Consider the following 19,312-nt stretch of genomic DNA (forward strand, 5'->3'; position numbering starts at 1 on the left):
TTCCTCAAGCCTGAATTTCGTAAATGTTGAATGCGCGGTAATACTTGTCGTCGTGCAGCAAGCCGAACAACTCTAAAGATGCTCCCTGTTCCAGCGAATGCCGGTACTCACCGGGAAAGAAGAGGATGGTGGGCTTGTCCTTCGCAGTGCTTTGCAGGTTGTTGAGCACGTTGTGCGAGCGGATGTAGGGGAACACCTCCCCGATACCCGACAGAAACAGTACATCGAACTCGGCTTGATGCAGCAGCTCGCCGATGGCTGGGATGAGGTACTCCTCGATGCCCAGCACGTTCTGCAGCAATTCCAACAGGCCGTCTTTTTCGACTTCGTTCTCTACTACCAAAATCTCATCCCACAACCGGCTGCCGTCAGTGCTGCCTTCGCGGGTCTGAAGCAGCTCGATGCAGAGGTCGTATAGGTTGATGTCCAGCACTTTGACGCCTCGACCACCCAGGCAATTGACAGGCGTGCTTTCGAGGGTATTGCTGAGCTGACGTCGTAGCCGCTCCATGTCCAATGCTTCTGCGGCTTTGAACTCACAGATATAAAAAGGGAGATCGTTGTTCAGCCCTCGCATTTGCAAGAATCGTTCGGCACTGATCACATTGATGAGGTGTTCAAAACGGTTTGCCAGCGGCTGTTGACTGATTTTTTGGCTCATATCCGCCACCTTTCTATTTCTGTGTCTGAGATAGGGAATACCATCAAATCTCCAACGCCATGTCTGGCCAATAGCTCTGCAACAAACGGACTCAGAAGTGAGGGTTGAATGACGTGTTGCTCAGAAATAAGGTCCGCTTCGCGCAGCATGCGAAACAAGTTTTGACGCAACTTTTGCTGAGTTGACGGGGCAATCTCATCCAACTCGGGGTGCCAGAGGGCTTTGCTGTTGTAGAAGTTGTCGTAATCGCCAAATGAAAGCCCACGGCGCATGGACAAATGGTGTTCGCGCAATACCTCTGTGGCAAATTCCCGGAGGAAGGTATAGCGACGACATGCAGCCACCCACAGCAGGTAGGCTTGGTCGAGGAGCCCTAGATCCTGAAGGGCTTCTAATTCGGCATCGTCCAGCAGTTCCAGGCGAGCGGTCACCTCCTTGCTGATGCGCGTGGCAGCGGCGGCGGTGCGCACTTGGAGCAAGTTTTCTTGGCGGACTTTGTCGCGTGCTTTTTTCCAGTCTCTTGCCGCAAGATAGCAGGCGACAACAGTCGATGCCTCACGCAGGAAAAGCCCTCCGGTGGTGAAAGACAGCCGGTATCGCTCAGACATCAAACATCGCCCCCCAATGCTTCCATCGACTGCTGCTTGATCCAAGCGTCAATGTCCGCTTTGGAAAAACGCCATGTACCTCCAACCTTAAAAGCGGGGATCTTCTTGGCACCCGCCAAGCGGTAAATCGTGCGCTCCGTGACCTTCAGGTAGTCGGCAACCTGCTTGATGGTGAGGATTTCACCGTCACTGGGACTTGTAGACATAGCAATGGCCAATTTAGGGCAAACTTCGACAGGATAGTGCAAAATTTTCAAGCCATCAATGACAGATGACTGTGGCGGGCAAAACATGGAAACGCCGATTCTTTAGATTGATCGAAAGAATCCGCCACTCCGGTCTGAAAATCCGGGGGGGCGTGCGAATCAACCCTAGCTCATTTGATGAGAATGGCGAACATAATAGATTGATTTTTCTAACGAATTTGACAATTCGAGTGCGCTGGCGCTAAGCTGAATACGCACATTGCTGTCACTGGACGCCTTTGCAAAGGCGCTTTCCACCCCTAGCCGACCAGTCGGCCCCCCCTCGAAACAAGCCAATTCACCGACTGCAACCATGAGCAATACCGCTCAGGCCAAGTCACGCCGGTTGGTTTTGATTCATTCCTTCGCTTCAACGGTTTGTCGCTCGTCGGCAGGGGCAGCATTTGCTGGTGGTTCGCACGAATTTCAGTTTGGCGACGGTCGTTCGTGCGAACCGTGTGATGAAGCTTAATTCCACCACAAGGAGAAGCTACCATGGCCGCCATTTGCCATCCCAGCTTTATCAATCGCCGACCCGAGAAAATACTTTTCCCGCTCGGTAAAACATATGCCACTCCCGGCGCAGTAGCCTTACTTCAGGAACTGGAACTATCCCCCTTCGAGTTCATTGCGCGTCACTGGCAAGGAGATTGGGGCGATCTCGACCCAGAGGACGTGCAAGCCAATGTAGCAGCATTGCGATATGGCTACCGCTTGCTGTCCAGCTATGAAATCGGTTCCGGCCAGAAGCTTTGGATCATCACCGAAGCGGATCGGTCAGCGACAACGCTTTTACTTCCGGAGGAGTATTAGACATGGCGATTGCAGACAAACTTCGTGAAAACCATGGTCAAGCCGCTGCCGCTCAACAAGCCAGTCGCAATGGCCGACGTGTCATTCGTCGCCTCGCCGATGATAGTGAAACACCGATTGCCATCGAGCAGGTGCCAGTGGTCATTGAGCAATTACCACCACCGGCCTCTGTGCCACGCTCGACTGCTCATAGCGCCATCACGGTGTCGCCGCTCGATTTACCTGCCGAACAGTTTTCCGCAGGGTTGCAACGGCGCAAACAAAATCGGGAACTGCTGATGGAATGGCTACGCTCAGCACTGGTGGATGGTGTCGACTATGGCCGGATTCATGTGGTCAGCAAGGATCGTTGTGCCTTTGCCAAGCAAGGCAGGGTCAAGGATTGTGGCGACACAAATCACTGGTCGAAACCATCGCTGTTCAAGCCGGGTGCCGAGAAAATCACTGGCATGTTGGCCATGACCACTCACTTTCCGTCGTTACGGCAGTACGAGGAGGCGGTACTCAACAAATCCGAAATCAGCACTATCGTCATGCGCTGCGAATTGAGGGATGCCCAAGGTCGCGTTGTTGCTGAAGGCGTCGGTGCGCGAAATCTCAGCCAGGATTACGGCGACGTGAACAAGTCTCTGAAGATGGTCGAGAAAAGTGCTCATATCGACGCCACCCTCCGACTTGCCGGACTATCGGAAGTATTCACACAGGATATCGAAGACAAGCCGGTAGTCGACGAAGCACCGTCACCACCGTTGCAAGCTAGTACTGCAAACTCTGCAACAAGTGCAACTGCTGCAACGGATGCAACCATCAGCCGTGAAGAACTGGCGGCATTGCGCCAACGTATTACCCGGTATGGCTTCACTGAAAAACGAGTACTGGCCTGGTTGTACAAAACCACGAAAGGCAATGTCACTCAGCTTGATGAGCTTTCCGGCAAACAATACGACACGCTGTTGAAGCGCCTCGATAGTTGGGCAGAAGCCGAAAAGACATTTGCCAACGGCAAGGGAGGCAATGATGAATAAGCCCCTCTACAAATTGGCCGACGAATACCTGGCAATTGCCAAAGCTATGGTCGACCAGGAGCTGCCCGACGAAGTCATTGCCGATACGCTCGAAGGTGCCTCCGGTGAAATCGAAGAGAAAGCGTGGAACGTTGCCGCCATGATTCTCCAGTTCGAGGGGGAAACCGACATGGTTCGTGCTGCTGAAAAACGCATGACGGCCAGACGCAAAAGCCTAGAAAACCGCGTCGAGTGGATGCGGCAGTACTTGTTGTCGAATCTGCTGGCGACCGGCATTTCGGAAGTGTCATCGCCTGAGTTTGTCGTCAAAGTATGTGACTGTCCGCCACGTGCTGTACTCGATGATGAGGACGCCATTCCCAACGCCTTCAAAGTCGAGGAAACCATCATCAGCGTTCGCAAGAACGAAGTACGCAAAGCCATGCTCGATGGCGAAATCATTCCCGGCGCTCACCTTGAGCGTGGTCGGCGGCTGTCCATCAAGTAGCAACATCAATCCCTCAACAATTCGGAAGGCCAAGGTGCCATTCGCGGGTGCCGAGGCCTTCTATTGTCCGGAGAAATCAAATTGAGCCACATTTACCGATGGCACAAGAGACTCAAAGCCACCTTGGAAGGCCCCATGGTGGATGATGCCCCCTTACATTTGCAGCAAAGCGACCTTGATGGGGCTTGTGGTCAGCACTGCATGATGATGGCCCTGATGATCTTGGGGCTGGTTCAACGCAAGGATTTGGGTATCAGTAAAGCCAATCGAAAAAACGCCTTGGGTAGCTTCTGGCGATCTGCATTGCCTTACTACTTTAAAGGCAGCAAACCGCACCGGCTGGCATCGTTCCTGACGCCCTATCAGGATCATGTGTCTTGCACAGTGATCGACAAGCATCCGGCAAACGATGTGGCGGCGACACTTTACGGTGATGGCCTGTGCATTGTCGGCATCCAGAACCCGGCACTCGACCTGGATCACTGGGCGCTGGCCGTTGGGATTGGCAAACGGGAAGGCAAAACGGAAGAAAAGCTGTTGCTGCTCGACCCAGCCATTCCACCACTGCCGATGCTGCCATGGAACGCGACCATCACACTCAATGCCAGTCGACGGGGCTGGCATCGGTACGAGTCAGCCAACGCGGCCATGAAAGTGCTGCTGTGTGATGCCCTGTGCTTGATACCGAGGCCGATTGGAGCAGCAAGCACTTTCGATTAACCAAGCAATTCCTCTCAATAACCCCTGAACCACTCGGCCAGCCATCGCGCTGGCCGTTTCCTTATCTGGAATCTGAAAAATGAAAAAGCCAATCGAACTGACCGACGATGAATTTACCAAGCTGGCAATTGCCGTTGCGGGGCTGCCGTTCATACGACCAACGAAATGGGAAACTGACTACCTTGAAGACGTGATGCACACCGTACTGAATTTTCATATTCAGGAGCCAGTGGTCATCAATGCGCTCAACTTCTTTCAGCTACAGGTGCAACAGCAGCACCGTATCAATGACCACTACCGGTTGAAAGCTCTGCTTGCAAAGTTTCCCAACGACAAGGATGGGAATGAGGCAGCCGCACTTTTCCTTTGGTCGAACCGGCACTGGACGCGCATTGAGCTACTGCGGCGACTGCTCGATTTCTTCGAGTCGATTGGCGTGACCGACCAGCTCTCCCTTCATGCCTGGATCAAGACTGCCACGTTTGAAGCCGACTTCAAGGGAAAAGTGAAAGGGCTGGGAATCGCCGTCTGGGAATGGCTCAGAATTCGGTGCGGCATTGATGCCCTGAAGCCCGACGTCTGGGTCATCAACTTTGCCAAGCGCGTGGTCGGCAAACGCCTTTCGGAAAAGGTGCTGGTCGATACGTTTGGCCGGATCGCACCGATGGCCGGTGAGTCTTTGAGCACCCTCGATGTGACGATCTGGTACTACGAAAAAATGGCGATGGCGACCAAGGATTGCCCCGAGCTTCGCTTGATTGCGTGGAACCTGCTGAAAGCCAAGCTGGAGGAGAAGCTACGCGAGGAAGTGTTGATGAGTGACTTCAACTGGCAGTTTATTATCGATGATCGGCACAAGCTGCGGTATGAATCAGCGGGTATGAGCATTCGGCCAGATCGTTCCTTGTTCGGGGAAACTGTACCTGGCACCACGACAGCCACGATACGTCAGTCCGTTTGGACGGAAGGGTTGGAACTGGAAATGATGATTCGGCATGACACGTCGTTGCCGTTGCCACTATTTGGCCAGCTAAAGGAGACCCTGGCTGAACAAGGGTGGGAAGCGGCCAATGATACGCATTTCACGGCCAGCCTCGACTTCGAGGAGGACATGATAATGACGCCGGCCATGAGCTATGGGGAGTTGGCTGAATGGGTGGCTCAGGTGGTTGGGGTGGCAGTCAAAGGGTTGAGAAGCAGCCGACACTACGATTAAGCCTCGGAGCACAACATCCTTTTCTCAAAACCTGCCGCCAAAAGCCTCCCCATTTCAGGCGGCAGCACTCCCTTTCTTCAAAGGCACAACATTGTAATCAGCGCGACCATCCTCTAAAGCCGACAGGAGTCGCGCCCACATTTCTAAGGCCTTCTTCCGCTCATCAAAATAGTCATGTCGGTTATAGATCCCTTCTACCCCCTTCAGCTTATGATTAAGACAACGTTCGGCGACAAACGGATCAACACCCAATGCAGCAAGATGGGTCCGTGCAGTCCGACGAAAGTCGTGGATAGTGAAGTTCGGCACATCCTTTAGTTTCGGTTTGATGTGCTTGGAAAGAGCGGCGTTAAGTGTGTTCAGGTCGATGTGCGGAATCATCCGATTTTGCATTTTGCGCGCGGGGAATACATAAGCACTGCCACCGGCCAACCGCTTCAATTCATGCAAGGTTTCCAATGCCAGCGGAGGTAAAGGAATATCAATTCCCACGCTCGTTTTAGTTCGCTCCTCCGGCAAATGCCAAACCCCTTTCTCCAGATCAAATTCGCGCCACGGCGCAGCAATCAACTCTTCTTTTCGTACCGCAAGCAGCAAGAGAAGACGCACCGCATAGTGGTTCTCGATGGTGAAAGCGCCTGCTTTTTCTCTCATGGCCTGGAAAAGAGCAGCAATCTCCTCACGGTTCAGCCAACGGTCACGCGCAACCTCCTTGCCGCCTGCATCTGATGGGTCAAACGCCGCAGCGGGATTGTGCTCAAGGACATGTCGCTTGATCCCGAAGTCAAACATCCGTTTGCACCACCGGAGAACATCGTTTGCTATGGTCGGAGCCCCCCGCTTAATAATGATCTGAAGCATCTCGTCAATGTCACGGGGCCGAACATCTTCCGCTTTTTTCTTACCGAGGACCGGCTTGATGTCGTTCTCGATCCTAGAACGCACGATGTTGGGGTGTTTCCAGCGCCCCAAGATGACTCGCTCGAAATACTCGTCGGCCAGCTTCGCAACAGTCCAAGCGTTCTTTTCCGCCTCAATTTTAGCGATGGCCTCACGCTTGCGGTCCTGCTTTTCGCCAGCCACGTCATACCCAAGGGCGACACGCGCCGACATTTCCTTTGCGGTTTTTCGAGCATCCGCCAGTGATAGCTGACCATAGCTGCCAATATTCATGATCCGCTGCTTTCCTGCCAGGCGGTAGCGGAATTTCCAGACAGGGATGGCATAGCTCTCGCGGTAACAGAGGTACAAACCATCCCCATCCCCGCGCTGCTCGAAGCGCTCCCCCAGCTTGATCCAAGACCGGATCTGTACATCTGTCAGCTTGCCCATGAATCTCTCTCCGTGTGCACCCCTATTTTGCGCCGATGTGCACCCTAGTGTTCACAGAGGGGTGCACACAAATTCTGCGCTTTCATGCGACAACCTGCAACGCCATAAAATAAAAAAGCCGCGTGAATAGCGGCTTTTTGAAGGGTGGCATGATGCCATGAGATCACATGAAATGACGTGATGCACTATTCCAGATTCTGGATCTGCTCGCGCATCTGCTCGATCAGCAGCTTGAGCTCCATCGCTGCCTGCGAAACCTCGGTGATCGCCGACTTCGACGCCAGCGTGTTGGCTTCCCGGTTAAGCTCCTGCATCAGGAAATCGAGGCGTTTGCCGCTGGCGCCGCCGGCCTTCAGCACCCGCTCGACCTCATCGAGGTGGGCGGTCAGGCGCGACAGTTCCTCGGCGACATCGATGCGCGTTGCAAACACCGCCACTTCCTGCAGGATACGGTCGTCGCTGGCGTTACCCAGGGCTTCCTGCAACCGTTGCCGCAGCTTGTCGGTGAACACGGCCTGCGCCTCGGGAATGCGCGGCGCGACGGCGGCGACGATGGCGCGCATGGCGTTGACCCGGTCGACGATCATCGCCGCCAGCTTTTCGCCCTCGCGGGCACGGGTCGCCGTGAAATCGTCGAGCGCTTCGCGAGCCAGCGCCAGGACGACCGGGCCGAGCGCGGCAAAATCGATTTCCTGGTCGCCGAACATGCCCGGCCAGCGCAGCACCTCGTTGACCGAGAGCGGCGCCGCTTCCGGCATCGCCGCGCGCACCTGATCGGCGAGGCCGCGCAGGGCAGCGACCAGTTCGCCGTTGAGCGTCAGTTGCTCGCCGCGCGCCGCCGCCGCATTGAACGACAGGCGACATTCGACCTTGCCGCGCGACAGACGGCTGGCGAGCAGCTCGCGCAGCGGCAATTCCATGCTGCGCAAATCTTCCGCAACCCGGAAATGAAAATCCAGATAGCGGGAATTGACGCTTTTTAGTTCCAATTGCAGCGTTCCCCGCTCAAGATCGCGGGTTTTCACTGCATATCCGGTCATGCTGCAAATCATCGGGGCTCGCTCTCCAGCTTTACAGGTCGGACAACACGCCCGACAATGCCTGCGATTGCATGATAACCGCGAGATCGATGGCGCAACAAGCCAACCACCCGCTACCTGGCGGCCACCAGCTGGAGGAGTACACCATAGAGCGCCAGTTGTCGCTGGGCGGGTTTTCCATCGTCTATCTGGCCCGCGACCCCGACAACAATCAGGTCGCGATCAAGGAATACCTGCCCAACAGCCTGGCCCTGCGCGCCAAGGGCGACATCTGCCCGATCATCACCGAAGACCACCTCGGCGCCTTCCGCTACGGGATGAAGTGCTTCTTCGAGGAAGGCCGCGCCCTGGCCAGGTTGTCGCACCCGAACGTGATCCGCGTGCTGAACTTCTTCCGCGCCAACGAAACCGTTTACATGGTCATGGAATACGAACATGGCCGGACGCTGCAGGAATTCATCCACAAACACCAGGGGCATATTTCCGAGCGCTTCATCCGCGGTGTGTTCACCCGCATGCTCAACGGCCTGCGCGAAGTCCATTCGCACAAGCTGCTGCACCTCGACCTCAAGCCCTCGAACATCTACCTGCGTGGCGACAACACACCGGTGCTGATCGACTTCGGCGCCGCCCGCCAGACGCTGGTCAGCGACCAGCCGATGCTCAAGCCGATGTACACCCCCGGCTTCGCCTCGCCGGAGCACTACGGCAACCGCCAGGACCTCGGCCCGTGGAGTGACATCTACAGCGTCGGCGCCTCGATGTACGCCTGCCTCGACGGCGCCGCGCCGCAAGCCGCCGACGAGCGCCTGCGCAAGGACACGCTGACGCCAGCGATGGTGCGCTGGGAAGGCCAGTATTCCGACCGTCTGCTCGAAATCATCGACTGGTGCCTGAGCCTCAACCACCTCTACCGTCCGCAAAGCGTCTTTGCCCTGCAGAAGGCGCTGGTCGCCGACACCCATCCGCCGCACGCCCGCGCCAACAGCGGCTGGATCGGCCGCTTCGTCGACAAACTCAGGAATTCGCCGCGATGAGATTCACCATTTACCAGGAATGCCGCCAGGGCGGACGCGCCAACAACGAGGACCGCACCACCTATTGCTATTCGCGCGACGCCCTGCTGATGGTGATCGCCGACGGCATGGGCGGCCATCACCACGGCGAGATCGCCGCCCAGCTGGCGGTACAGACGCTCGCCGCGGCCTTCCAGAACGCCGCCAAGCCGCTGCTCGACGATCCCTTCGACTTCCTGCACCGGGGCATGACCCATGCCCACCACGCGATCCGCGAATACACCGCGCGCCACGATCTCGATGACTCGCCACGCACCACCTGCGTCGCCTGCGTCATCCAGGACAACGTTGCCTACTGGGCGCACGCCGGCGATTCCCGTCTCTACCTGATGCGCAACGGCCGCGTCATCGCTCAGACGCGCGATCACTCGCGCATCCGCCTGCTGCTCGACGAAGGCCTGATCACCGAAGCTCAGGCCGCCCGCCATCCCGACCGCAACAAGATCTACAGCTGCCTGGGCGGGCCGAGCCTGCCGGACATCGATTTCTCGCGCAAGACGCCGCTCGAACACGGCGACGTCGTGCTGCTGTGCACCGACGGCCTGTGGGGCGTCACCTCCGGCGACATGATGGCGGTCGCGCTGAAAGGCACCAACCTGCTGCAGGCCCTGCCGATGCTGCTCAACCAGGCGGAAGCCAAGGCCGGCCCCCATGGCGACAACCTGTCGGCGGTCGCCGTCTGCTGGGAAGACAACTACGTCGAAGCGCTGAGCAGCGCCATCTCGACCCAGACCATGCCGCTCGACGAAGTCACCACCAAGCTCGAAGAGTTCGGCCGCAACCCCAGCTACAAGAGCGACCTCAGCGAAGACGAAATCGAAGCGGCGATCGATGAAATCCGCGCCGCCATCGACAAGTTCAATCCCAGGAAGTAAAGGAATCCCCATGCGTCCCAGCCAGCGCCAGCCGGACCAGCTCCGTGCCGTCCGCATCACCCGCAACTTCACCCGCCACGCCGAAGGTTCGGTACTGATCGAAATGGGCGACACCCGCGTGCTGTGCACCGCCTCGGTCGAAGAAAGCCTGCCGCCCTTCCTGCGCGGCAAGGGCCAGGGCTGGGTCACCGCCGAATACGGCATGCTGCCGCGCTCGACGCACACCCGGACTTCCCGCGAAGCCGCCAAGGGCAAGCAGACCGGCCGCACCCAGGAAATCCAGCGCCTGATTGGCCGCAGCCTGCGCGCCGTGACCGACCTCAAGGCGCTCGGCGAGCGCCAGATCACCCTCGACTGCGACGTCCTGCAAGCCGACGGCGGCACCCGCTGCGCCTCGATCACCGGCGCCTGGATCGCCCTTTACGAGGCCTGCGAAAAGCTGGTGCAAGCCGGCAAGCTGCCGGCCAACCCGGTCAAGGACCACGTCGCCGCCGTCTCGGTCGGCATCTACAACGGTAGCCCGGTGCTCGACCTCGACTACCCGGAAGACTCCAACTGCGACACCGACATGAACGTCATCATGACCGGCACCGGCGGCATCGTCGAAGTGCAGGGCACGGCCGAAGGCGAACCGTTCAGCCGTGAGCAGATGAACGTGCTGATGGACCTCGCCCAGATGGGCATCCGCCAACTGGTCGCCGAACAGCAAAGGGCGCTCGCCGCATGAAGAAGCTGGTCCTCGCCTCGAACAACGCCAAGAAGATGAAGGAGCTGAACGCGCTGCTGGCGCCGCTCGGTTTCGAAGTCATCCCGCAAGGCCAGCTCGCCATCCCGGAAGCCGAAGAACCACACTGCACCTTCGTCGAAAACGCCCTCGCCAAGGCCCGCCATGCCGCCCAGCACAGCGGCCTGCCGGCGCTTGCCGACGATTCCGGCCTGTGCGTCAAGGCACTCGGCGGCGCCCCCGGCGTGATCTCCGCCCGCTATGCTGGAGAACCGAAATCGGACGCGCGCAACAACGAAAAGCTGCTCGCCGACCTCGCCGGCTTCCCGCAGATGACCGAGCGCAAGGCGCACTTCGTCTGCGTCCTGGTCCTCGTGCGCAGCGCCGACGACCCGCAGCCGATCATCGCCGAAGGCGAATGGCCCGGCGAAATCCTCGCCGCCCCGCAAGGCGCCGACGGCTTCGGCTACGACCCGCTGTTCTACGTTCCCACCTACGCATGCACCGCCGCCGAACTCGACCCGGCGGTCAAGAACAAACTCTCACATCGCGGCCAGGCGATGCAGAAACTGATCGAGCGGCTGCCGGAACTCTGACCCTTACCTCGACGCGCTTTCCGGTATGCTGGTCGCCCAGCAGATTTGATTCATTTGTCATCCGGAATTCAGCCATGAGCGAACCACCCCTCCGCTTCACTGAACCGCCGGCCGGCCACGCCGACTGGCTGGCCGACCTGAAAACCCGCATCCACACGGCCCAGCAGCGCGCAACGCTGGCGGTCAACCGCGAACTGGTGCTGCTCTACTGGCAGATCGGCCGCGACATCCTGGCCCGGCAAAGCGAACAGGGCTGGGGCGCCAAGGTCATCGACCGCCTGGCCGAGGATTTGCGCCAGGCCTTCCCCGCCATGAAAGGCTTCTCGCCGCGCAACCTCAAGTACATGCGCGCCTTTGCCGAAGCCTGGCCGGACGAAGCAATTGTGCAAGGGGTGCTTGCACAATTACCTTGCTATCACCAGATCGCGCTGCTGGACAAACTCCCCGACCCCGAAACCCGCCGCTGGTACGCCGCCAAAGCCATCGAGCACAATTGGTCGCGCAATGTCCTGGGCCCGACTTGCGCCATGATTGAGCGCTCGCCCAAGAAGCTCGCTAGCCGATCAACTGGATTCCGCAACTTTTTAACATGAGCCCGCTGTCGTGTTAAAAATAGCGCATTTTTTTAACACGATAAATCGCTCGTGTTATTTCGCCATCTGAATTTCAGAGTCTCGTCATGAGTCTGCAAACGCACTATCAAATTCCGGACCTGCCACCGGCCGGCGTCGATTTCCAGACGCCGGACCTGCTGCGGGCGCTGGTTGCGGCGCATCGCCACCTGGCGGAACTCAAGGGCTGCGCTGCCAGCATCCCGAACCAGGCGATCCTGATCAACACCCTGGCGCTGCAGGAAGCCAAGGCCAGTTCAGAAGTCGAAAGCTACGTAACGACGCAGGACGAACTGTTCCAGGCCGACCTCCACATCGCCGAATGGATTTCGCCGTCGGCCAAGGAAGTCGCGCGCTACCGCGAGGCGCTGATGCACGGTTACGAGCGCATGCGCCAGCAGCAGGGCATCCTCGGCAACGGCACGCTGATTTCGATGTTCCAGTTGCTCAAGAACAGCAGCGAGGCGTTTCGTACCAGCGGCGGCACGGTGCTGAAGAACGAGCGCACCGGGGCAACCGTCTTCGTCCCGCCGCAGGACGGCGACAGCGTGCAAGCCCACATGCAGGCGCTGGAGCGCTTTATCAACGACGACGCGGGCGACGATCTCGACCCCATCGTCAGGATGGCGCTGATCCATCACCAGTTCGAGAGCATCCACCCGTTCAGCGACGGCAACGGCCGTATCGGGCGGATCCTCTGCGTGCTGCATCTGGTCCAGGCCGGCCTGCTCGACTCGCCGGTGCTCTACCTGTCGCGCTACATCAACCGCAACAAGGGCGACTATTACCGCCTGCTGCAAGCCGTGCGCGACGAAACGCCGAATGGCGAAGCCTGGCAGGCCTGGGTCAGCTTCATGCTGCAGGGCGTTGCCGAAACCGCCCGCCGTGCCGTCCGCCTGGTCGGCGACATGCGCAGCCTGATGGCGGAAACCAAGCAGCGCATGCGCCGCGAGCTGCCCAAGCTGTACTCGCAGGACCTGCTCAACAACCTCTTCCGCCACCCGTACACGCGCATCGAGTTCGTGCAGCGCGACCTCAACGTCACCCGCCAGACCGCCGCCCGCTATCTGCGCCAACTGGCGGACGCCGGCCTGGTCCGCGAACACAGCCAGGGCAAGCACCTCTATTTCATCAACGTTCCCCTGGTCGACCTGCTCTCCCAGGGCGAAACCGACTGAACCCCATGACCCCAACCCGCACCATCCCGATTTTTGCCGAAACCTCACGGTCAACCGCAAAGACCAGCGAAAATCCGCTCGAATTCCGCAAATCCCCGGTTCTCTCGCTCTACGTCCATATCCCGTGGTGCGTGCGCAAGTGTCCGTACTGCGACTTCAACTCGCACGAGAGCGGCGGCGAGTTTCCCGAGCGGGAGTACGTCGATGCGCTGATCGCCGATCTGCAGTCGGCGCTGCCGCTGATCTGGGGGCGGCCGGTGCAGACGGTGTTTTTCGGTGGCGGCACGCCCAGCCTGCTGTCGGCGGGCGCCATCGACGAGCTGATCGGCGCCTTCCGGGCGCTGGCGATGTTGTCGCCGGAGGCCGAAATCACGCTCGAAGCCAATCCCGGCACGGTTGAGGCCGGCAAGTTCGCCGGCTTTCGCGCTGCCGGGGTCAATCGGCTGTCGCTCGGCATCCAGAGCTTCAACGACGAGCACCTCAAGGCGCTCGGCCGCATCCACGGCAGCGCCGAAGCCAGGCGCGCGGCGCAACTGGCTGGCGAGCACTTCGAGCGCTTCAACCTCGACCTGATGTACGGCCTGCCTTATCAAACGCAGGAGCAAGCGCTCGCCGACATCGACACCGCGCTATCCTTCGCGCCGCCGCACCTCTCCTGCTACCAGCTGACGCTGGAGCCGAACACGCACTTCGCCGCCTTCCCGCCCGACCTGCCCGAAGGCGACCTGTGCGCCGACATGCAGGAAGCCATCGAAGCCCGGCTGGCCGCCGCCGGCTATGCCAACTACGAGACCTCGGCCTTCGCCCAGCCCGGCCGGCAGTGCCTGCACAACCTCAACTACTGGCATTTCGGCGACTACCTCGGCATCGGCGCCGGCGCCCATTCCAAGCTGACGCTGCACGACCGCGTGCTGCGCCAGATGCGCCACAAGCACCCCAAGGCCTACCTGGAAAACGTCCGCGCCGGCCGACCGATTCAGAACGAGCACGCGGTCGCCGCCGCCGAACTGCCCTTCGAATTCATGATGAACGCCCTGCGCCTGGCCGACGGCTTCGCCCCCAGCCTGTTCGAACTGCGCACTTCGCGGCCGCTGACCGCGATCCTGCCGCAGCTCAAGGCGGCGCAGGCCGACGGCCTGCTCGACCTCGGCCCGGAAAAGATCGCGCCGACCGCCAAGGGCCGGCGCTTCCTCAACGTGTTGCTGGAACGCTTCCTCGACGATGGCCAATGAAGCGGCCAGCCGCCTGCCCGACACCGTCCTCGCCGCCTGGCAGCACGAAGTCGCGGCGGCGGAACTGTCGCCGGTGCTGCCCGACGGCTGCCAGGACCTGATCTGCCGGATCGACGCCGGGCAGCCGCCGCACTGGTTCGTCAGCCCATTGGCCACCGTCACCGAACAGGTCGCCAGCCCGGGCGGCTGCCGTTACCTGGGCTTTCGCCTGCACCCCGGCACCCGCATCGACACCAGCGGCCTGCTCGCTGCAGTCGCCACCCGGGCGCCCGACGCGGCCAGCGAAATCGGCAATCTGCTCGCCGATTTCACCCGCCGCGATCCGGCAACGCAGGAAATCCTCGCCACCCTGGCCGAAGTCGCCACACCGGCCGCCGCGCGGCAGCGCCTGGGCATCCGCGAACGCACGCTGGAAAGACTGTGCCGGCGCGACACCGGGCAAACCGCCGGCTTCTGGATTGCACTAGCGCGCGTCCGCCGCGCCGCCGTCGCCATCGACAGCGAACTGCCGCTAACCGACATCGCCGGCCTCTGCGGCTACACCGACCAGGCCCACCTGAACCGTGCCTTCCGCCGTTGGTTCGCCGCCTCGCCGGCGCAATTCCGGCGCTCGCCGCAACTCCTGTCGCAGGCCCGCGCCAGCGGCTTCGCCACCGACCCGATCTAAGCGCCGACCGCCGTACACAGTTCGACGAGATAACCCTCGTGATCGGCCACGTAAGCCACCGTCTGCCCCCAGGGCATCGCCTCCGGCGCCTGCACCAGGCGCGCCCCGGCTGCCACCGCGCGGTCGACCGCCGCCGCCACATCGTCACAAACGAAGGCAATCTCGAAACAGGGCGCGCCGCTGACCGGCGCCGACGGCTGCTTGCCCAGCTGGCGCATCAGCGCCCGCGAGGAAAAGGCAAGCGCCGTACCGCCGGTATCCAGCTCGCCGAAATCGCCGCTTTCATGCAGGAAACGCACGCTCAGCCCGAAGGCGGCAACGTAGAAGTCGAGCGTCCGGCGAACGTCGTCGACGTAAAGGATGGTGTAACCGAATTTCATCTTGCCGTACTCCGCAAAAGAATGGAGTGGGCATTGTCGCAGCGCCCGCCGCCCGCGTCTTGAACGAAACCGACAGGCGCTACCGGCGAAAAGGCCTCAGCCGAACAGGCCGCCCTTCTTCAGCATGTCCAGCCCCTGGCTGAGCATGTCGCCGCCTTCCGGCAACTGGCCGTTCGGCGTCAGTTGATCGACCAGACCGGGCAGGAAATCGGCCAAACCGTTCGCTGCCTCCTGTGGCGCCATTCCGGCCTGCCCGGCCAGCTTGCCGAGGAAGTCGCCGCCGAGCACCGAACTCAACTGATCGCCCGACACCGGCAGGTTCTTGCCGGTCGACACCCAGGAATTGACGATTTCGCCCAGCCCGCCCTGCTGGAAAGCCTGCATCAGCCCGCCAAGGCCGCCCGGATACTGATTGACCAACTGCATGGCCATGTCGGCCAGCCCGTTACCCTTGCCACCGAGTGCATTGGCGGCCAGCCCGCCAACTACCTGATCGAGAAGACCCATGATTTGCTCCTGAGGGGGAAAAGCTCATCGTACCGGGGGAAGATGGGGAGTGGGTTAAAAATTGTCATGGCCAATTGGAGGCGGACGGCTCATCTTCGGCAGTGGCCGGTTCAGGCTCCTCAAAAAGCCCCAGGTAACGGCTGAAACGGTAAATCTTGTTGCGCTTCTGACCGGTGATCTCCGTCAGATAGCCAAGCTCTTCCAGATTGGATACTGCCTGGGCGGCCGTGACGTACGAAGTTCCCAGCATCTTTTCCGCAGCGCGAACATCGATGATGGGATGCTCGAACAACATATCCAATAGGGCCGCCTCGTGTTTCCCTTTGGCGCGTGCCGCAGCAAGGCCTTCGTCACGAAACCCGACGATATTCTGGGCGGTCTGGGCGGACTCTCGTGCCACTTCTGCGATGCCTCTGAGGAAAAACTTCACCCAGCCTTCCCAGTTGCCGTTGATGCGCACGTCCATCAGGCGGTCGTAGTACTCGACACGGTTGCGCTTCAAGTAGAGAGAGATATAGAGCAGCGGCTGCTTGAGCACGCTGCGCTCGTGCATGAGCAACGCGATCAGCAGACGGCCTACACGACCATTGCCGTCGAGAAACGGGTGAATCGTTTCAAACTGGAGATGAATCAACGCACACTGGATGGTCAGCGGCAGGCTATCCCGATCGTGCAGAAAGTTCTCCAGATCGGACAGGGCATCCATCATCTCCGGTACCGGGGGAGGGACGAACGTCGCGGTGGCCAGCGTACATCCCTGAGGGCCGATCCAGTTCTGCGAACGACGGAATTCGCCAGGATCTTTATGCTCGCCACGGACTCCTGTTAGAAGAACACTGTGAACCTCCCTGATCAGCCGCAGCGAAAGCGGGAAGTCGGGCAGGCGAGATATTCCATGATTCATTGCCCGGACGTAGTTAACGACCTCTCCGACAGCCTGAGAGCGAACACCCCCTCCGGTTGCAATCGTGCTCTCCTGGAAGCGGACCGTTATTTCAAAAAATCGTCATAAACTATAATAAGCCATCTTTGGCGGCTGTGCTGTTCAAAAATTCCATAACAACACTCACCGGGCCAGCGTCAATGGAAAGAGGGTAGCCCACCCCTCGCTTGGGCTGTCTGCGAAGGAGGCGTATCCGCCCCGCAATCGTCAGCCCATTGGCCACCGCCCCGATCTAAGCGCCGACCGGCGTACACAGTTCTACGAGGTAGCCCTCGTGATCGGCCACGTAGGCCACCGTCTGCCCCCAGGGCATCGCCTCCGGCGCCTCCCCCTGAGTCAGAATAGTTGTCGCCTCGATAGAATCTTGAATTGAGGGGCGATAGTGGAAGAACGAAGTGGCGAGATACGGACAAGCCTTCAAAGACAAAGCGGTGGCGAGATTATTGCCGCCGGAAAGTGCGCCGATCGAAACGGTGGCACGGGAGTTGAGCATTTCGGTGACGACGCTGGAGCGTTGGCGTGCGCAGGCGCTGTCCATGCCCGCTCGCGAGCGGGCATGGACAGCGGCGGCCCGATTCGAGGCGGTGCTGGTGACGGCGGCGCTGGACGAGGCTGGCAAGAGCGCCTGGTGCCGCGAGCACGGCGTATATCCGCAGGAGCTCGAACAGTGGCGACAGTCGGCCACGCAAGCCTTGGCGGAGCCGGAGGAGGCACGAGTTTCGCGGCGCGAAACCAAGGCCGACCGGCGGCGCATCAAGGAACTGGAGCGCGAGTTACGCAGGAAGGACAAGGCACTGGCCGAAACAGCCGCCTTGTTGGTGCTCTCAAAAAAACTCGAGGCGATCTTCCAACAGGACAAGGACGAGGACGAATGATCGGCCTGGAAGATCGCCAAACCTGGGTCCAGCACATCAAGACCGCGCATACCGCCGGTGCCCGTTTGCGCCCTGCCTGTGAGGTGGTCGGCATCAGCGTGCGCACTTTCGAGCGTTGGCAGGCGAACGGCGGCCTGGCGGTTGGTGACCGGCGTCCTGCCGCCACGCGACCCATGCCCGCCCACGCGCTGACCGAGGAGGAAAGAGCCCGGATTCTGGCCGTTGCCAATGAGCCACGCTTTGCCGACCAGCCGCCGGCGCGTATTGTCCCGGCACTGGCCGATGAAGGCGTCTATATCGCCAGCGAATCGAGCTTCCAGCGGGTATTGCGCGCTCACGGGCAGAACGCTCACCGGGGCCGTAGCCAGGCGCCACAGCCGGCCCGGACGCCGACCACGCATGTCGCCACTGCGCCCGGCCAGGTGTGGTGCTGGGACATGACTTACCTGCCAACCCAAGTGCAGGGGCAGTGGTTCTACTTGTACCTGATCATGGACCTCTACAGCCGGATGATCGTTGGCTGGGAAATTCATGACAGCGATGAGGCCGACCATGCCGTCGCTCTGCTCAAGCGTACTGCGCTGGCGGAAGGCATCCATGCCATGCCGGAGAAGCCCGTACTGCATGGCGATAACGGCAGCACCCTCAAGGCCACCACGGTGCTGGCCATGCTCCACTGGCTGGGCGTCAAGCCTTCGTACTCGCGTCCGCGCGTCTCCGACGACAACGCCTTCGTCGAATCGCTGTTCAAGACCGCCAAGTACCGCCCGGAATTCCCCGCGCGCGGCTTCGCCGATCTGGAAGCGGCTCGTTCCTGGGGACATGACTTCGTACGCTGGTACAACTTTGATCATCGCCACAGCGGCATCCGCTATGTCACGCCCGCTCAGCGCCATGCAGGGGAAGATATCGCCATTCTGAAGGCACGCCATCAGACATATCTCCAAGCACGCGAAGCCAATCCAGCCCGTTGGTCAGGAAATACTCGCAACTGGTCACCGATCGGCGTCGTCACGCTCAATCCTGAGCGCGATGCCGTCATACGTGAGCAACTACAGGCTGAAAATAAAACACGGTTGGCTGCATGAATCAGGCGACAACTATCTTGACTTGCTCCGGCCTGCACCAGGCGCGCACCGGCCGCCACCGCGCGGTCGACCGCCACCGCCACATCGTCGCAAACGAAGGCAATCTCGAAACAGGGCGCGCCGCTATCGGGCGCCGACGGCTGCTTGCCCAGCTGGCGCATCAGCGCCCGCGAGGAAAAAGCGAGCGCCGTGCCGCCGGTCTCCAGCTCGCCGAAATCGCCGCTTTCATGCAGGAAACGCACGCTCAGCCCGAAGGCGGCAACGTAGAAGTCGAGCGTCCGGCGGACGTCATCGACGTAAAGGATGGTGTAACCGAATTTCATCTTGCCGTACTCCGCAAAAGAATGGAGTGGGCATTGTCGCAGCGCCCGCCGCCCGCGTCTTGAACGAAACCGACAGGCGCTGCCGGCGAA

General features: G+C 60.1%; 23 protein-coding genes and 1 pseudogene. 14 read left to right on the forward strand and 10 right to left on the reverse strand.

The features are described from left to right. Positions 1–4 precede the first annotated feature (4 nt). Genes ACE3OV_RS03125 through ACE3OV_RS03135 form a run of 3 tightly spaced genes read right to left on the reverse strand, consistent with a single transcriptional unit; the run spans position 5 to position 1,562 of the window. Entirely contained in the window at positions 5–661 is a 657-nt protein-coding gene (locus ACE3OV_RS03125) for a DUF1788 domain-containing protein (protein ID WP_374324924.1), read from the reverse strand. Then, entirely contained in the window at positions 658–1,269 is a 612-nt protein-coding gene (locus ACE3OV_RS03130) for a DUF1819 family protein (protein WP_374324926.1), read from the reverse strand. The genes ACE3OV_RS03125 and ACE3OV_RS03130 overlap by 4 nt, the downstream gene beginning before the upstream one ends. After that, positions 1,269–1,562 (reverse strand): helix-turn-helix domain-containing protein, encoded by a 294-nt coding sequence (locus tag ACE3OV_RS03135; RefSeq protein ID WP_374324928.1) that lies wholly within the window; start codon positions 1,560–1,562, stop codon positions 1,269–1,271. Before ACE3OV_RS03135 ends, ACE3OV_RS03130 begins: the two co-directional genes overlap by 1 nt. A 447-nt stretch (positions 1,563–2,009) precedes the next feature. Between ACE3OV_RS03135 and ACE3OV_RS03140 the strand changes: the two genes are divergently transcribed. The 5 genes from ACE3OV_RS03140 to ACE3OV_RS03160 all read left to right on the forward strand — a co-directional run bounded on the left by ACE3OV_RS03140 (position 2,010) and on the right by ACE3OV_RS03160 (position 5,775). Beyond that, the gene (locus ACE3OV_RS03140) at positions 2,010–2,327 is read left to right on the forward strand and encodes a hypothetical protein (protein ID WP_374324931.1); all 318 of its coding nucleotides are present in this window, start codon (positions 2,010–2,012) and stop codon (positions 2,325–2,327) included. Between the two features lie 2 nt (positions 2,328–2,329). Then, a complete protein-coding gene (locus ACE3OV_RS03145; protein WP_374324933.1) occupies positions 2,330–3,352 on the forward strand; it encodes a hypothetical protein in 1,023 nt (340 codons plus the stop codon). Continuing rightward, complete coding sequence (locus ACE3OV_RS03150; RefSeq protein ID WP_374324935.1) at positions 3,345–3,839, forward strand: siphovirus Gp157 family protein; 495 nt, start codon at positions 3,345–3,347, stop codon at positions 3,837–3,839. The genes ACE3OV_RS03145 and ACE3OV_RS03150 overlap by 8 nt, the downstream gene beginning before the upstream one ends. An 81-nt stretch (positions 3,840–3,920) precedes the next feature. Further along, positions 3,921–4,559 (forward strand): hypothetical protein, encoded by a 639-nt coding sequence (locus tag ACE3OV_RS03155; RefSeq protein ID WP_374324938.1) that lies wholly within the window; start codon positions 3,921–3,923, stop codon positions 4,557–4,559. Positions 4,560–4,638: 79 nt separating this feature from the next. Beyond that, positions 4,639–5,775 carry a hypothetical protein gene (locus ACE3OV_RS03160; protein WP_374324940.1) on the forward strand — a complete coding sequence of 379 codons (1,137 nt, stop codon included), beginning with the start codon at positions 4,639–4,641 and terminating at the stop codon, positions 5,773–5,775. A gap of 54 nt (positions 5,776–5,829) precedes the next feature. On the opposite strand, the gene ACE3OV_RS03165 is transcribed toward ACE3OV_RS03160, so the two are convergent. Both ACE3OV_RS03165 and ACE3OV_RS03170 read right to left on the reverse strand, forming a co-directional pair. Beyond that, positions 5,830–7,107 (reverse strand): tyrosine-type recombinase/integrase, encoded by a 1,278-nt coding sequence (locus ACE3OV_RS03165; protein ID WP_374324941.1) that lies wholly within the window; start codon positions 7,105–7,107, stop codon positions 5,830–5,832. Between the two features lie 185 nt (positions 7,108–7,292). Further along, positions 7,293–8,159, reverse strand: coding sequence for a YicC/YloC family endoribonuclease (locus ACE3OV_RS03170; RefSeq protein ID WP_374324944.1), 867 nt, complete (start codon positions 8,157–8,159; stop codon positions 7,293–7,295). Between the two features lie 77 nt (positions 8,160–8,236). On the opposite strand from ACE3OV_RS03170, the gene ACE3OV_RS03175 reads away from it, so the two are divergent. The 8 genes from ACE3OV_RS03175 to ACE3OV_RS03210 all read left to right on the forward strand — a co-directional run bounded on the left by ACE3OV_RS03175 (position 8,237) and on the right by ACE3OV_RS03210 (position 15,106). Beyond that, complete coding sequence (locus ACE3OV_RS03175; protein WP_374324946.1) at positions 8,237–9,184, forward strand: serine/threonine protein kinase; 948 nt, start codon at positions 8,237–8,239, stop codon at positions 9,182–9,184. Beyond that, complete coding sequence (locus tag ACE3OV_RS03180) at positions 9,181–10,098, forward strand: PP2C family serine/threonine-protein phosphatase (RefSeq protein ID WP_374324948.1); 918 nt, start codon at positions 9,181–9,183, stop codon at positions 10,096–10,098. Before ACE3OV_RS03175 ends, ACE3OV_RS03180 begins: the two co-directional genes overlap by 4 nt. Before the next feature lie 10 nt (positions 10,099–10,108). After that, complete coding sequence (rph, locus tag ACE3OV_RS03185; RefSeq protein ID WP_374324950.1) at positions 10,109–10,825, forward strand: ribonuclease PH; 717 nt, start codon at positions 10,109–10,111, stop codon at positions 10,823–10,825. Continuing rightward, the gene (gene rdgB, locus ACE3OV_RS03190; RefSeq protein WP_374324953.1) at positions 10,822–11,418 is read left to right on the forward strand and encodes an RdgB/HAM1 family non-canonical purine NTP pyrophosphatase; all 597 of its coding nucleotides are present in this window, start codon (positions 10,822–10,824) and stop codon (positions 11,416–11,418) included. Before rph ends, rdgB begins: the two co-directional genes overlap by 4 nt. Before the next feature lie 74 nt (positions 11,419–11,492). Beyond that, positions 11,493–12,011, forward strand: coding sequence for a DUF1016 N-terminal domain-containing protein (locus ACE3OV_RS03195; protein WP_374324955.1), 519 nt, complete (start codon positions 11,493–11,495; stop codon positions 12,009–12,011). A gap of 86 nt (positions 12,012–12,097) precedes the next feature. Further along, positions 12,098–13,207, forward strand: coding sequence for a Fic family protein (locus ACE3OV_RS03200; RefSeq protein WP_374324957.1), 1,110 nt, complete (start codon positions 12,098–12,100; stop codon positions 13,205–13,207). 5 nt (positions 13,208–13,212) lie between these two features. Then, a complete protein-coding gene (gene hemW, locus ACE3OV_RS03205; protein ID WP_374324959.1) occupies positions 13,213–14,439 on the forward strand; it encodes a radical SAM family heme chaperone HemW in 1,227 nt (408 codons plus the stop codon). Continuing rightward, positions 14,429–15,106, forward strand: a complete 678-nt coding sequence (locus tag ACE3OV_RS03210; protein ID WP_374324961.1) for a helix-turn-helix domain-containing protein — start codon at positions 14,429–14,431, stop codon at positions 15,104–15,106. Before hemW ends, ACE3OV_RS03210 begins: the two co-directional genes overlap by 11 nt. On the opposite strand, the gene ACE3OV_RS03215 is transcribed toward ACE3OV_RS03210, so the two are convergent. From ACE3OV_RS03215 to ACE3OV_RS03230, 4 genes are all read right to left on the reverse strand, one after another. Beyond that, complete coding sequence (locus ACE3OV_RS03215; RefSeq protein ID WP_374324963.1) at positions 15,103–15,486, reverse strand: VOC family protein; 384 nt, start codon at positions 15,484–15,486, stop codon at positions 15,103–15,105. The genes ACE3OV_RS03210 and ACE3OV_RS03215 overlap by 4 nt on opposite strands. Positions 15,487–15,582: 96 nt before the next feature. Beyond that, positions 15,583–15,993, reverse strand: a complete 411-nt coding sequence (locus tag ACE3OV_RS03220) for a YidB family protein (RefSeq protein WP_374324965.1) — start codon at positions 15,991–15,993, stop codon at positions 15,583–15,585. A 64-nt stretch (positions 15,994–16,057) separates the two neighbouring features. After that, complete coding sequence (locus ACE3OV_RS03225) at positions 16,058–16,897, reverse strand: Fic family protein (protein WP_374324967.1); 840 nt, start codon at positions 16,895–16,897, stop codon at positions 16,058–16,060. Positions 16,898–17,168: 271 nt separating this feature from the next. Beyond that, complete coding sequence (locus ACE3OV_RS03230) at positions 17,169–17,474, reverse strand: hypothetical protein (RefSeq protein ID WP_374326245.1); 306 nt, start codon at positions 17,472–17,474, stop codon at positions 17,169–17,171. On the opposite strand from ACE3OV_RS03230, the gene ACE3OV_RS03235 reads away from it, so the two are divergent. After that, positions 17,368–18,899, forward strand: a protein-coding gene (locus ACE3OV_RS03235) for an IS3 family transposase (protein WP_374326223.1) whose coding sequence is annotated in 2 segments (ribosomal slippage) — positions 17,368–17,770 and positions 17,770–18,899 — 1,533 coding nt in all. Because the reading frame shifts where the segments join, the coding sequence is not laid out codon by codon here. The two genes, ACE3OV_RS03230 and ACE3OV_RS03235, sit on opposite strands and share 107 nt — an antisense overlap. Before the next feature lie 74 nt (positions 18,900–18,973). Here ACE3OV_RS03235 and ACE3OV_RS03240 read toward each other — a convergent pair. Then, positions 18,974–19,222 (reverse strand): annotated as a pseudogene (locus ACE3OV_RS03240) (VOC family protein); the annotation flags it as partial. Positions 19,223–19,312 lie beyond the last annotated feature (90 nt).

It is taken from the genome of Azonexus sp. (assembly GCF_041909095.1).
GTDB lineage: Bacteria > Pseudomonadota > Gammaproteobacteria > Burkholderiales > Rhodocyclaceae > Azonexus.

What these genes read in the sequence shown, in the direction of transcription:
- rdgB (WP_374324953.1), top strand. Translation starts at nt 10,822, where the DNA reads ATGAAGAAGCTGGTCCTCGCCTCGAACAACGCCAAGAAGATGAAGGAG.
- rph (WP_374324950.1), top strand. Translation starts at nt 10,109, where the DNA reads ATGCGTCCCAGCCAGCGCCAGCCGGACCAGCTCCGTGCCGTCCGCATC.
- ACE3OV_RS03220 (WP_374324965.1), bottom strand. Translation starts at nt 15,993, where the DNA reads ATGGGTCTTCTCGATCAGGTAGTTGGCGGGCTGGCCGCCAATGCACTC.
- ACE3OV_RS03230 (WP_374326245.1), bottom strand. Translation starts at nt 17,474, where the DNA reads ATGGACAGCGCCTGCGCACGCCAACGCTCCAGCGTCGTCACCGAAATG.
- ACE3OV_RS03225 (WP_374324967.1), bottom strand. Translation starts at nt 16,897, where the DNA reads ATGAATCATGGAATATCTCGCCTGCCCGACTTCCCGCTTTCGCTGCGG.
- ACE3OV_RS03180 (WP_374324948.1), top strand. Translation starts at nt 9,181, where the DNA reads ATGAGATTCACCATTTACCAGGAATGCCGCCAGGGCGGACGCGCCAAC.
- ACE3OV_RS03150 (WP_374324935.1), top strand. Translation starts at nt 3,345, where the DNA reads ATGAATAAGCCCCTCTACAAATTGGCCGACGAATACCTGGCAATTGCC.
- ACE3OV_RS03125 (WP_374324924.1), bottom strand. Translation starts at nt 661, where the DNA reads ATGAGCCAAAAAATCAGTCAACAGCCGCTGGCAAACCGTTTTGAACAC.
- ACE3OV_RS03200 (WP_374324957.1), top strand. Translation starts at nt 12,098, where the DNA reads ATGAGTCTGCAAACGCACTATCAAATTCCGGACCTGCCACCGGCCGGC.
- ACE3OV_RS03165 (WP_374324941.1), bottom strand. Translation starts at nt 7,107, where the DNA reads ATGGGCAAGCTGACAGATGTACAGATCCGGTCTTGGATCAAGCTGGGG.
- ACE3OV_RS03170 (WP_374324944.1), bottom strand. Translation starts at nt 8,159, where the DNA reads ATGATTTGCAGCATGACCGGATATGCAGTGAAAACCCGCGATCTTGAG.
- ACE3OV_RS03215 (WP_374324963.1), bottom strand. Translation starts at nt 15,486, where the DNA reads ATGAAATTCGGTTACACCATCCTTTACGTCGACGACGTTCGCCGGACG.
- ACE3OV_RS03135 (WP_374324928.1), bottom strand. Translation starts at nt 1,562, where the DNA reads ATGTTTTGCCCGCCACAGTCATCTGTCATTGATGGCTTGAAAATTTTG.
- ACE3OV_RS03210 (WP_374324961.1), top strand. Translation starts at nt 14,429, where the DNA reads ATGGCCAATGAAGCGGCCAGCCGCCTGCCCGACACCGTCCTCGCCGCC.
- ACE3OV_RS03175 (WP_374324946.1), top strand. Translation starts at nt 8,237, where the DNA reads ATGGCGCAACAAGCCAACCACCCGCTACCTGGCGGCCACCAGCTGGAG.
- ACE3OV_RS03160 (WP_374324940.1), top strand. Translation starts at nt 4,639, where the DNA reads ATGAAAAAGCCAATCGAACTGACCGACGATGAATTTACCAAGCTGGCA.
- hemW (WP_374324959.1), top strand. Translation starts at nt 13,213, where the DNA reads ATGACCCCAACCCGCACCATCCCGATTTTTGCCGAAACCTCACGGTCA.
- ACE3OV_RS03145 (WP_374324933.1), top strand. Translation starts at nt 2,330, where the DNA reads ATGGCGATTGCAGACAAACTTCGTGAAAACCATGGTCAAGCCGCTGCC.
- ACE3OV_RS03140 (WP_374324931.1), top strand. Translation starts at nt 2,010, where the DNA reads ATGGCCGCCATTTGCCATCCCAGCTTTATCAATCGCCGACCCGAGAAA.
- ACE3OV_RS03130 (WP_374324926.1), bottom strand. Translation starts at nt 1,269, where the DNA reads ATGTCTGAGCGATACCGGCTGTCTTTCACCACCGGAGGGCTTTTCCTG.
- ACE3OV_RS03195 (WP_374324955.1), top strand. Translation starts at nt 11,493, where the DNA reads ATGAGCGAACCACCCCTCCGCTTCACTGAACCGCCGGCCGGCCACGCC.